Origin of the sequence: Streptomyces sp. NBC_00631, from assembly GCF_045206895.1 — a bacterium.
GTDB lineage: Bacteria > Actinomycetota > Actinomycetes > Streptomycetales > Streptomycetaceae > Streptomyces.
Map to the genome: position 1 here is coordinate 8,011,494 of NZ_CP107734.1, position 12,329 is coordinate 8,023,822.

General features: G+C 73.6%; 7 protein-coding genes. 5 read left to right on the forward strand and 2 right to left on the reverse strand.

Annotation, left to right across the window (positions count from 1 at the left end; genetic code table 11):
* Positions 1–263: 263 nt before the first annotated feature.
* Both OHB00_RS36825 and OHB00_RS36830 read right to left on the reverse strand, forming a co-directional pair.
* Complete coding sequence (locus tag OHB00_RS36825; protein WP_406441361.1) at positions 264–884, reverse strand: hypothetical protein; 621 nt, start codon at positions 882–884, stop codon at positions 264–266.
* Positions 885–1,169: 285 nt separating this feature from the next.
* A complete protein-coding gene (locus tag OHB00_RS36830) occupies positions 1,170–3,335 on the reverse strand; it encodes a RecQ family ATP-dependent DNA helicase (protein ID WP_406441363.1) in 2,166 nt (721 codons plus the stop codon).
* A 130-nt stretch (positions 3,336–3,465) separates the two neighbouring features.
* Between OHB00_RS36830 and OHB00_RS36835 the strand changes: the two genes are divergently transcribed.
* From OHB00_RS36835 to OHB00_RS36855, 5 genes are all read left to right on the forward strand, one after another.
* Positions 3,466–5,031, forward strand: coding sequence for a DUF4192 family protein (locus OHB00_RS36835; protein WP_406441365.1), 1,566 nt, complete (start codon positions 3,466–3,468; stop codon positions 5,029–5,031).
* A gap of 366 nt (positions 5,032–5,397) precedes the next feature.
* Positions 5,398–7,503, forward strand: a complete 2,106-nt coding sequence (locus OHB00_RS36840) for a glycogen debranching N-terminal domain-containing protein (protein ID WP_406441367.1) — start codon at positions 5,398–5,400, stop codon at positions 7,501–7,503.
* A 172-nt stretch (positions 7,504–7,675) separates the two neighbouring features.
* Positions 7,676–8,434 carry an NUDIX domain-containing protein gene (locus tag OHB00_RS36845; RefSeq protein ID WP_406441369.1) on the forward strand — a complete coding sequence of 253 codons (759 nt, stop codon included), beginning with the start codon at positions 7,676–7,678 and terminating at the stop codon, positions 8,432–8,434.
* Between the two features lie 80 nt (positions 8,435–8,514).
* Entirely contained in the window at positions 8,515–11,268 is a 2,754-nt protein-coding gene (locus OHB00_RS36850) for an ATP-binding cassette domain-containing protein (protein ID WP_406441371.1), read from the forward strand.
* A gap of 162 nt (positions 11,269–11,430) precedes the next feature.
* A complete protein-coding gene (locus OHB00_RS36855) occupies positions 11,431–12,318 on the forward strand; it encodes a FadR/GntR family transcriptional regulator (RefSeq protein WP_406441373.1) in 888 nt (295 codons plus the stop codon).
* The last annotated feature ends 11 nt before the right edge of the window (positions 12,319–12,329 follow it).

Below are 12,329 nucleotides of genomic sequence, written 5' to 3' on the forward strand. Positions count from 1 at the left end.
GGTGACTCGCACAGTGGTGCCTTTGGCATGCCCGGGCGACGGGCGAGGCCCGCTGCCCGTCGCGGAGCGGCCGTCCGGCAGACGAGACGATCCGGTGCGCGGGCACCGGGCCGGATCAGTCAGGTGACTGGCCACGGGGCGGCGGGAGGGCCGCTGCGGCGTGGAACCGAGCGCGGCCGCCGAGCCTGCCGTGACGCGATGTCCGTGACGCTGTGCCCGGCGGAGCGCGCCCGGCCAGGGCGCCCCCTTGCGGGGGCCGGGGTTCAGCGGGCGGCCGCGCGGCGCAGTACCTCGGAGACGGCGCCTCCCGTACGCGGCGACATCGGTGGGGCCTCCGACAGTGCGAAGGGTTCGGGGGGCGAGTCGGCGTTGGGTCGCCGCCCGCCGCGGCCCTCGCCGAGCACCTGCCAGCCGTCGCGCGTCAGCGTGATGTACGCCCCGCAGCGCAGCCCGTGCAGTGTGCAGGCGTCCCGCAGCCCCCACATCCAGGCACCGTCCTCCTCCGTCCAACGCGCGTCCCCGTCGCGGCAGTAGAGCAGTACGGCGGTCCGCACCGGGGTGCGGCGGCGCAGATCGTGTGGGATGACCCTGCGCAACTGGGCCAGGAGCGCGTTGCGGAACATCCAGCCGTCGGCCGGGGCCGAGCGCCGGCCGAAGGAGGCACTGGCGCACAGCCGTTCCTCCGGATCGAGGACGGCGACGACCGCGGTGCCCGGACGGGGGCGATGCCGGGCATGTAGTCCGCTGACGACTTCGCGGGGATTGCGCAGCAGCGGTATTCCGGCGTCGGCCCACTCCGCGGGCTCAAGCAGACGACTGGCGGACGCGGCGGACGCGGACGTCGACAACGAGGCCGCCGAGGACGGAGCGAATCCGAAGGTCACGTTCCTCCCTTCGGCTACGCGCCCACACAGCGGGCGAGATCTGATTCGGGGCCGCGCGCACCGCAGCAAAGCCCAACCGGATCACGGACGAGCCGTGCGGGGAGCGGACCTCAATTCTTCCTGTCGAACTTGGATGCGGCAACGAGCAAATGGGGCCACCGACTGTTATCTGAGGGTGTGTGGCTTATATCCCTACCCGATGAGGCACCCGGCGACCCCTGGGACGTTCGAGCGCGGCACGTTCGTACGCCGCGCCCCGCGCCGGATGCGAACAATGGCGTCCGGTCAGCCCTGAACAGCGAGGACCAGCGGCAACACCCCCCGCGCCCCGGACCTGCGGAGCATGCGTGCCGCGACCGCCAGGGTCCAGCCCGTCTCGGTGAAGTCGTCCACCAACAGGACCGGTCCCTGGATCTCGGCGAGAGCGGTGGCGAGGCCCGACGGCACGGTCAGCCCACCGTCGAGGGCCTTCAGACGCTGGGCACTGTTGCTGCGCGGGACCCGTGGCGCCTCGCCCGCGTACTCCACGGAACCCAGCAGGGGCAGTCTGCCGACCTCCGCGATGCGCGCGCCCAGGGAGTGGATCAGCAGGGGCCTGGAGCGCGAGGCGACGGTGACGACGCCCACGGGACGCGGCTGTGCCTCGGCCGCACCCGGGGCCCAACCGCCGGGCCCCTTCGCCCAGTCGGCCAGCACCTCCACCACGGCACGGGCGACATCGTCCGGCACGGCCGCGTCGGGGGCCTGGGGGGCGAGCAGCGGTCGTAGCCGATTGCCCCAGCCGATGTCCGACAGCCGTCCCAAGGCCCGTCCCGACGAAGCCTGTTCACCGGCCGGAATGCGCCCCTTGAGATCGATGCCGATCGCCGGCAGGCCGGTCGGCCACATCCGGCGGGGCTCCACCTCGACACCCGCGCGGCCCAGGTCGACCCGTGCGGCATCCAGCGCGGCGACGGAGGTGTCGGCCGTGAAGCGGGGCCGCGCGCAGTTGTCACAGCGGCCGCAGGGCTTCGCGCCCTCGTCGTCCAGCTGGCGCTGCAGGAACTCCATCCGACAGTCCGGCGTGGCCGCGTACTCGCGCATCGCCTGCTGCTCGGCCTGGCGCTGCCGGGCCACCCAGGCGTACCGCTGCGCGTCGTACGCCCACGGCTGCCCGGTCGCGACCCACCCGCCCTTGACCCGCCTGACCGCGCCGTCCACGTCGAGCACCTTCAGCATGGACTCCAGTCGGGAGCGGCGCAGCTCCACCAGCGGCTCCAGCGCGGGCAGCGACATGGGGCCGCCGGCCCGGGAGAGGACGTCCAGGGTGCGGCGCACCAAGTCCTCCGCCGGGAAGGCGAGCGAGGCGAAGTAGTCCCAGATCGCCTCGTCCTCCCGGCCCGGCAGCAGCAGCACCTCGGCGTGCTCGACACCGCGGCCCGCACGGCCCACCTGCTGGTAGTAGGCGATGGGGGAAGAGGGGGAGCCGAGGTGCACCACGAACCCGAGGTCGGGCTTGTCGAAGCCCATGCCGAGCGCGGAGGTGGCGATCAGCGCCTTGACCCGGTTGCCGAGCAGGTCGTCCTCGGCCTGCTGCCGGTCGGCGTTCTCCGTCTTCCCCGTGTACGACGCCACGGTGTGCCCGCGCTGCCGCAGGAACGCGGTGACCTCCTCGGCGGCGGCCACGGTGAGCGTGTAGACGATGCCGGAACCCGGCAGTTCGTGCAAATGGTCCGCGAGCCAGGCCATTCGGTGCGCGGCGTCCGGCAGCCGCAGCACGTTCAGGCTGAGGCTCTCCCGGTCCAGTGGACCGCGCAGTACCAGAGCGTCCGAGGCGGCACCGGTCCCGAGCTGTTCGGCCACGTCGGCGGTCACGCGCGCGTTGGCCGTGGCGGTGGTCGCCAGCACCGGCACACCCGGCGGCAGGTCGGCCAGCATGGTGCGCAGCCGCCGGTAGTCGGGGCGGAAGTCGTGGCCCCAGTCCGAGATGCAGTGGGCCTCGTCCACGACGAGCAGTCCGGTCGCCGCGGCGAGCTCGGGCAGAACCTGGTCGCGGAAGTCCGGGTTGTTGAGCCGCTCCGGGGACACGAGCAGGACGTCGACCTCGCCGGCCGCGATCTCCGCCTGGACCGACTCCCACTCCTCCGTGTTGGAGGAGTTGATGGTGCGGGCGTGGATACCGGCCCGGGCCGCGGCCTCCACCTGGTTGCGCATGAGCGCGAGCAACGGGGAGACGATCACTGTCGGGCCGCTGCCCGAGGCTCGCAGCAGCGAGGTCGCCACGAAGTACACCGCGGACTTGCCCCAGCCCGTGCGCTGGACGACCAGGGCCCGACGCCGGTCCGCGACCAGCGCCTCGATCGCCCGCCACTGGTCCTCGCGCAGCCGGGCGGCGCCCGTGTCGTCCCCGACGAGACGGGCGAGGACGGCGTCCGCCCGAGCCCGGAGTTCCGCGTTGCTCGTGTGCTCCATGCGTCCCATACAACAGGACGGGACCGACAGCCGGGCGAGCCTGTGGATACTGGAGATGGCTTTGTCGTGTCCCTGATTTGACTTATCCACAGGCCAACCGGAATCACAAGATCCGCGAGATCGTCTGCGCATGACGAATCACGGCGAAACCACCGGACCCTCCGAAAACGGCGACATCACCCGAGGCGCGGTCCCTCTCGGGCGATCCGCCCACGACACCCAGGTCACCCTGCGCACCCCGGCCGAACTGGCCGACGCGCTGCCCTATCTACTGGGGTACCGCCCCGAAGACAGCATGGTGCTGGTGGCCCTGCACGACCGCGCCGGCCGCGGCCGCTTCGGCGGACGGGCCCGGCTCGGCATCCCTGCCGGCAAGGACGACTGGGAGTCGGCCGCACGCCAGCTCGCACAGGGCCTGGTGACCGGCGGCGAGCGCCGGGGAGCCCGGCCCGAGCAGATGGTCGCCTACGTCTGCCAGGAACCGGCGCCCGGCGAATCGGGCCGGGACGTGATGCGCCGGCTCACGCCGCTGGCCCAGCTGCTGCGCACCGAGTGCGGTCGGCTCGACGTGCCCGTGATCGAGGCACTGTGCGTCTCGGACGGCCGCTTCTGGTCGTACTGCTGTCCGACGGAAAAATGCTGTCCGCCCGAGGGCGCCCCCATGGGCCTGCCCGGCACCTCCGTGCTCGCGGCCGCCGCCACCTACGCCGGGATCCAGGTGCGCGGCAGCCTGCGCGAGCTCCGGGCCCGGCTGCTCCCCTGGGAGACCGGCGCCGTGCTGGAGCAGGAGGTCGCCCTCGACAGCGCCGGAATGGCACTGGTGCCCCGCATCCTCGACGGAGCCCTCCGCGCGGACGTGGCCGAGGAGACCCTGGCCCTCGCCGAGCGGGTCATCCACCGCTACGCCGCTGCCGCCCCCGTGTCCGGCAGCCACCAGGCGGACCTCAGCGACGACGCCCTCGTCTCCCACGACGAGGCGGCGACGCTCATTCTCGGCCTGCAGGACCGCACGACCCGCGACCGCGCGGCCGCCTGGATGGAAGGCGACGAGGCCGGACCGGCCCTGCGCCTGTGGCGAGCCCTGGCCCGCCGCTGCGTCGGCCCGTACGGCGAACATGCCGCCGCTCCCCTCACCCTTGCCGGCTGGGTCGCCTGGTCGACCGGTGACGACCTGGAGGCACGGGAGGCCCTGGCGATGGCCCTGGGCGCGGACCCCGACTACCTCTTCGCCCGCCTGCTCCACCAGGCCTGCAACGAGGGTCTGGATCCGGAGTCGATCCGCCGCTGCCTGCGCACGGAACGCATGGGCCGCACGGACCCCGCGCGGGTGGACGGCACAGCAGCGGTCGATGACGCCGACCCGCTTCACCCCGAATCCGAAACCGAATCCGAAACCGAAGCCGAAACCGACGCCGAAACCAAAGCCGAAGCTGAAAGTGACCGAGCGTCGGCCGCGGCCTCCCGTCCCCGCCCTCCGCGCACGGCAGGCCCCGCCGACCACCGACGGTCGAGGCCAGCGAGCACCAGGCCGCGACAGGTGCACTCGGAGCACAGCCGCCCTGGTTCGTCCACGCCAGGCGCGGGACGCACACGCACGCGAGCGGCGGAGCAAGCGGAGCGCAGTGCGACCGCGGACGGCCGAGCCGCACAGGAGGGCAGGCGATCCGGGAACGGCCGCAACGAGGGGGACGGATGAACGGGGGACGGCCGTGGACGGTGGTCGGGCGGATCTGGGCCGGTGTTGTGCGCGGCTGGGCCCGGGGCCGCATCGGAGGCGAGTGGCGCTCTGACCGACCGACCTCCGGCGGGCACCGGATCGGCCTGCCGGGCCTGGGTGTTCGCTGCCGCAGCGGCAGGCCGACCGGTGTAAACGACTCAGCACCGCGCCGGCATCCGATCGGCTTCGGCGGGCGGGGGCGTGACCAGGAGGAGTCCGTCTCCGTTCACCTGAGTGGCGGAACGCCTGGACGGGCCGTACCGCCGCCCGTCCCCTGTCCCCCTGGAGCCCTCAGTCCGGCGCCCGGCACATCGCAGGCGCACAGCGCGCAGAAGAAGCCTCCCCATGCATCAGCCGACTTCGCCCTCCACCGCCGCCGACAACCGACGACTGCGGGACGGGCCGCCCTGGCCCCCGTCGCCGGAAGGCGGCCCCGCGCAGCCACGGGGCCGCGATCCCCGGCCCGCCCCTGCCCGACCGGTTCCTCCGGTCGCGGGACGCGTCGGCGGGCTGCCGCCCACGCACACCGCCCTGATCTGCGTCGCGCTGCCCTGCCTCGCCCTCTCCACGGAACACGGTCAGTTGACCGGCCAGGGCCTGGAGGGGTTCTACCGCGCGGGCCGGCGGCTTCTCGCGCGCTGCCAGGTCCGTGTCGCGGGCCGCGAACCACTCGCCGTCCAGGCCCGGATGAAGGGAGCGGACTCCGCCCGCTTCGTCGGCACGGTCCGGGTCTCCCCGGCGGCGGGACCGGATCCGGACGTCGTCGTGGAACGAATCCGGCACGCCGACGGCACGGAGCGCATCACCTTGCGCAACTGCGCACTCCACCCCCTGCGCCTGCCGCTGGAGGTGGCCCTCGGCACGGATCTGGCCGATCTGAGCGCCGTCGCCTCCGGCATTCCGGGGCCCGAACTCCCGGCCAGCGTCCACGACTCCGGCCTCCGCTGGACCACCCCCACCGGCAACGCGTCGGTCACGGCCGACCCGCCGCCCGCAGACGCGCTGGCCTCGGCGGGACTGCTGCGCTGGGAGTTCGAGCTGCCGCCGGGTGCCACGGCGAGCGTGGAGCTGCGAGTGCGAACGGACGGCGCGGCCCCCCTGCGTGCCGTGGGACGTGCCGCGACCAGCCCGCTGGCACCGGCCAGGGCCACGGGCGACGACCCGAGGGCCACGTCGCTGCTCAGGACGAGCATCGACGACCTTCAGGCGCTGCTGCTCCGCGACCCCGCGCACCCCTTTGACAGCTACCTCGCCGCCGGGGCGCCCTGGCGCTGCGGTCTGGCCCCGGCCGAGGCTCTCGCCGCCGCCCGGATGACCCTGCCCCTCGGTACCCGCCTCGCCGCAGGCACGCTGCGTACCCTGGCCCGCACCCAACTCGGCGGCCCGGGGCCGCAGACGGGCATGATCCCCGGCCCGCGCCGCGACGCCGGAGCTCACCTGCCGCCGGGCTGCACGGGTACGGAGGCCACCCTGCTCTTCCCCGTCCTGCTGGCGGAGGCCCGTCGCTGGGGGCTCCCGGAGCAGGAGACACGGGAACTGCTGCCCGCCGCCGAGCGCTGTCTGACCTGGCTGCGCACCATGGCGGAGGATCGGACCTACCTCTGCGACCCGCAGCCCGGCGGCCCCGCGCGCGGCGAGACCCAGGCCCATGCCCACCGGGCCGCCCTGCTGGGTGCCGATCTCCTGGACGCCTGCGACCGGCCAGGTGGTGCCGGGCTGCGGGAGTGGGCGGCGGAGCTGAGGAAGGCTTTCCGGGCGGACTTCTGGGTCGAGGACCGAGGAGGCGGGCGTCCTGCCGCGGCCCTGACCCCGGACGGCCGCCCTCTGACCCACCTCGGCGCCACCGCCGTGCACCTTCTCGACACCGGCCTGCTCGGCGCGGGCCAACACGCCGTCGGACTGCTCGACAGGGTGCAGACCGAACAGCTCGCGCGACTGCTCGGCGGACCGGCCATGGACTCGGGGTGGGGGCTGCGCGGCCTGGGGGCCAAGGAGGCGGGACACAGTCCGTTCGGCCATCGGTCCGGTGCCGTCCGCGTCCAGGAGACGGCGCTCGCCGTCGCCGGACTGGTCGCTGCGGGCTACGAGAAGGAGGCGGGCGGGCTGCTGCGCGGTCTCTTTGCGGCGGCCGAGCACTTCGGTCACCGGCTGCCGGAGATGTTCGCCGGCGAGCAGCGTTCCGAGGGGAGCGCCCCTCTTCCGCATCCCGCGGCCTGCCGTCCGGCGGCCACCGCCGCCGCTGCCGGGGTTCTCCTCCTCACCGCGCTCGCCGGTATCCGCCCCGACGCCCCGGCAGGGACCGTCACCCTCCGCCCGGCCCACAGCGCGCCCCTGGGCGAGCTCGGCCTGACCGGACTGCGGGTCGCCGGTGCGCCCTTCTCGGTGCGGGTCAGCCGGCTCGGCCTGGCCATGGTCGAGGAGGCCGCGGCCGGCCTGCAGCTAGGAGTGTGAGCTGCCCGGAGAAGGACGAGCCGGTACGACGTCACGGCCGTGGCGAAAGGACGACCGAGTGGAGAACGCGCGCCGGAATGATTCGGGGCGCATACCGGAGCGAAGTGGATCAGCCGTCGGAGTGGCCACCGAAGGGAGTGTTTATCGTCAGGCAGACGACTATGATCACCGCATGCCCTACGACCCGTCAGCCTTTCCGCCGTTCGCCGTCACCGTGGATCTGGTCGTGCTGACCGTGCGTCGCCATGCCCTGTGCGCGTTGGCCGTGCGCAGAGGGGAGTCGCCTTTCCAGGGGCGCTGGGCGCTGCCGGGCGGCTTCGTGCGGGCCGACGAGGATCTTTCACAGGCGGCGGCGCGGGAACTCGCGGAGGAGACCGGGCTGCGGGCCCACGACCCCGACGCCCCCGCCCAGGAGGGCGGAGCCCACCTGGAGCAGCTGGCGACCTACGGTGACCCCAAGCGTGACCCTCGGATGCGGGTGGTCAGCGTGGCCCACCTCGCCCTGGCCCCCGACCTGCCCGCGCCGCGCGCGGGCGGCGACGCCAGCAACGCGCGCTGGGCCCCGGTGGAGGAACTGCTCGCGCAGGGCGGCTACGGCCGGGACGGCGAGCCGGTCGCGCCGCTCGCCTTCGACCACGCCCAGATTCTGTCCGACGGTGTGGAGCGGGCCCGTTCCAAGATCGAATACTCGTCCCTCGCCACCGCGTTCTGTTCGCCCGAGTTCACGGTCGGCGAGCTGCGTCGCGTCTACGAGGCGGTGTGGGGCGTGGCGCTCGACCCGCGCAACTTCCACCGCAAGGTGACCGGTACCCCCGGCTTCCTCGTCCCCACCGGCGGTACGACCACCCGCCAGGGCGGCCGCCCGGCCCAGCTTTTCCGGGCCGGCGGGGCCACCCTGCTCAATCCGCCGATGCTGCGGCCCGAGGTGTGACCGTCCGACAGCGCGAACTCGGTAAAGGTTAAACCCTTCTATACCCGGAAAAACGGTCATTCCGCGCTATCTTCCCTAAGGTGATCCAGGCCTTCGGACTGACCAGCAACCCCCGCAAGGCGCACCCGCCCGCCGTCGACGACGTGACCTTCGAAGCGGGCGCGGGCCGCGTCACCGCACTCCTGGGTGAGGCGAACGCGGGCAAGACCACGGTGCTCAGACTGATGCTCGAACTCCAACAGGGGCGTGGGCTGACCTACTTCAGGGGTCGCCCCCTGCACCGCATCGCCCACCCCTCGCGCGAGGTCGGCGTACTCCTCGGTGACGTCCCCGGTCATCCGTCCCGTTCCGTCCGCGGTCACCTGCGGATGCTGTGCGCGGCGACCGGGGTACCGGCCCGGCGCGCCGACGACGTGCTCGAAGCGGTCGGGCTCGTCAGCCTGAGCGAGGAGCGCCTGGGCACGCTGTCGCACGGCATGGACCGCCGGCTCGGCCTGGCCTGCGCTCTCCTCCCCGACCCGCACACCCTCGTCCTGGACGAGCCCGCGGACGGCCTGTCCACCCGTGAGGCCCACTGGCTGCACCGCATGCTCCGGGCCCACGCGGTGCAGGGCGGCACGGTGCTGTTCACCACCGCCGACCCGAAGGAGGCCGCCCGCGCCGCCGACCGGGTCGTCACCCTGAAGGCGGGCAGGCTCGTGGCGGACCAGGAGGCCAGGGAGTTCGCCCGCACCCGGCTCCGCCCACGCGTGGCCGTCCGCAGCCCGCATGCCGACCGGCTCGCCGCCGTGCTCGGCAAGGAGGCCCGCACCGCCCACCGCTCGGTGGAGGTCGTGAGGGAAGGCGGCAACCGCCTCTCCGTGTACGGCAGTACGACCGCCGAAGTCGGTGAGGCCGCCTTCCGTCACGGCATCCTGGTCCACCAACTGGCGGACGAGACAGGTGACATGGGGCCGGGCGCCGCCGCGGCGGAGCTGTCGACCCACGAGGTGCCGGAGGACGCGCGGCAGGGGCCGGAGCGTCGGGAGCCGACCGCCACGGACGAGGACGGGTCTACCCGCGAGCGGCCCCATGGTGTGAGCCTGGGTGAGCGGAGCGCGGTGGACGGTGCCCGCCCGGCGTATCCCCAGCGAGCCGTCGGAGAGGCGCCTGTCGACGGTCGGCAGGGCGCGCCGCGCGCGGACCGGCGCACGGACACGGACACACCCGCGGTCGCCCCGCAGTCGAGGGCGGAGCGGGGCGGCCCGCAGCCCGCGGTCGCCCCGAGCCTCGCGCAGCGGCTGCGCACCGCCGACCAGGAGCCGAGTCGAAGCCGGCCGACTGCCGCCGCGGAACCCCTTGGCGCGGCTGAACCGCAGCCCTGTGTCACCGCCACGGGGCTCACCGACGACCCGGCCGTCACGGCCGTGCCCGCGACCCCGGACGGGGAGTTCTCCACTCCCGTGCGTCCCGCCGACCAGTTGTCCGCTCCGGCGGCCGCCAAGCCTTCGACCGCCCCCGGGCTCGCCAAAGCTTCGACGGCTCCCGGGCTCGCCAAGCCGTCGGCCTCCCTCGGCTCCACCGAGGCCTCCGGTCCTGCGGGGGTCACCAGGACGGCGCCCGCCGTCCCGGCCCAGCCACCGGCCGGCACTTCCGCCCAGCCGCTGCCCCGTACGGTGTCCGTCGAGACCGCCATGTCCGTCGACGCCCTGACGGCCAAGTCACCGACCCACGCGGTACCCACCGAAGCCGCCACCACCCAGCCCGCCGCCCGCGGGCTACCCCTCGAAGCTCCGGCCCCGCAGTCGCCGACGCAGGCCGTTTCCGTCGAAGCCGCCGCCGATGAGCCGCCGCACCGCGACGTATCCGCCGAGGTGCGCGCAACACGACCGCCCACTCGCTCCGGACCCGGCGAAACACCCGGCGCCCGGCTGTCCGGCGGTCATCGGCAGCCGGAGCCGCATAGGGTCCGGGCAGCCGACGACGAGTCCGCCCCGGCCCCGGTGGGGCCCCCGCTCCAGGACGGGGCCGCTGACGACCTGGGCGCGCCGTCCCCGCTTCCGCCCCCCATCTCCGTCCGCCCGGCGCCCAGCCCCCTGCGCCCCCTGCGCTACGAACTCCGCCGGGCTGCCGGGATCGGTGCCGGCTTCTTCACCTGTGGTGCCGTACTGCTCGTGTCCGCCCTCACCGCCGTACTGCTGGCCAGGGCCGGGCACACCCCGCAGGCCCGGCTCTTCGCGGCCTGGCCGCGGGAGCTGCCGCTGCCCCCGGCGGCACTTGGAGCGGGACTGATCGGCGCGCTGGCCTTCGGAGACGAGTTCCGCCACCCCGCGCTGGCGGCGGACCGCGGCACCGTGCCCCGCCGACTGGGGCTGCTCACCGCGAAACTGCTGGTCTCCGGGGGTACCGCGGTGCTGCTCTCGTTCCTCACCGTGGGTTGCGACGCCGAGGTGCTCTACCTCGTCTACGGTCGGGAGCTCGCACAGGTTCCCGCCGACTGGCTCCTGCTGACCACGAGTTGGTTCGGGCTGATCGTCGGCTGTGCCTGGGCCGGTGTACTGGCGGCAGGCGTCTTCCGGTCCACCACGGGGGGTCTCGCCGCGGTGCTCGCCGTGCCCGTGCTCGTCGTGCCCGTCGTACACGAGGCTGTACAGGGTACGGGGGTACGGGTGGCCGCCGGACTCCCGATGAGGTTGCGGGAGATGTTCCTGCTGAAGTGGCCCTTCGGGGGAGAGCGCTATCTGGTCGGAGCGGTCCGGGTGCTGGTCCAACCGGTGGGCGGTGCACTGGCGTTGTCGCTGGCCGCGCTGCTCTGCGCGTATCTGTTCAGCGCCCTGCGGGCCAGGCTCCGATGACCGGGGACCGGACGCTTGCGATCCCACCCTGCGCACAACTCCCCGCAGAAAGGCCGTTTCTTTCCGATAAGGCGTCAATTGCGACGCGGTGAGCGATCACCCTTTCGTGTGCTTTTCACCAAAGACCTCAAGGGAGTTGGAGGCAGCGCCGACAAAGGATCCGTGAGTACCCTTGCGCACACCATGATGACCGCCGCCCGCTCCGCAGACTCTGGTCTGGTCGGCCCGGGCGAACTCGACCGCTACCCCTATGCGGAGGTCCCCGCCACCGACCGTGTCGGTACGCCGTCCTGGGAGGGCGCGGATCCGGAGCTGGGCCGTGTGGGCCGACGCGCCGCGGGCAGCCGCGGTCGCGGACTGCACGGTCAACTCGTCCAGCAGCTGGGTCAGATGATCGTCTCGGGCGACCTGGGTGCGGACCGCCCCCTGGTCCCCGAGGAGATCGGCCAGCGATTCGAGGTCTCCCGCACCGTCGTCCGCGAGTCCCTCCGGGTCCTGGAGGCCAAGGGGCTGGTCAGCGCCCGCCCGAACGTCGGCACGCGCGTGCGTCCCGTCAGTGACTGGAACCTCCTCGACCCGGACATCATCGAATGGCGGGCCTTCGGGCCGCAGCGCGACGACCAGCGCCGTGAGCTCAGCGAGCTGCGCTGGACGATCGAGCCGCTCGCCGCCCGCCTCGCCGCCGGGCACGGCCGCGAGGATGTCCAGCAGCGCCTGTGCGACATGGTCGAGATCATGAGCCACGCCATGGCACAGGGTGACGCGCTGACCTTCTCGCGCGCCGACGCCGAATTCCACTCGCTGCTCATCCAGGTCGCCGGCAACCGCATGCTGGAGCACCTCTCCGGCATCGTGTCGGCGGCCCTCCAGGTGTCCGGCGGCCCGGTCACCGGCTGTGACCGGCCGAACGAGACGTCCCTGGCCCAGCACGCGCGGATCGTCGACGCGCTCGGCGCCGGCGACGGAACCGCGGCGGAGTCGGCGATGCGACAGCTGCTGGCCATCCACCCCGAGGTGGAGCGCGTGGTGCCCGCCCCGCGCGAGCACTGACCCGCGTCAAG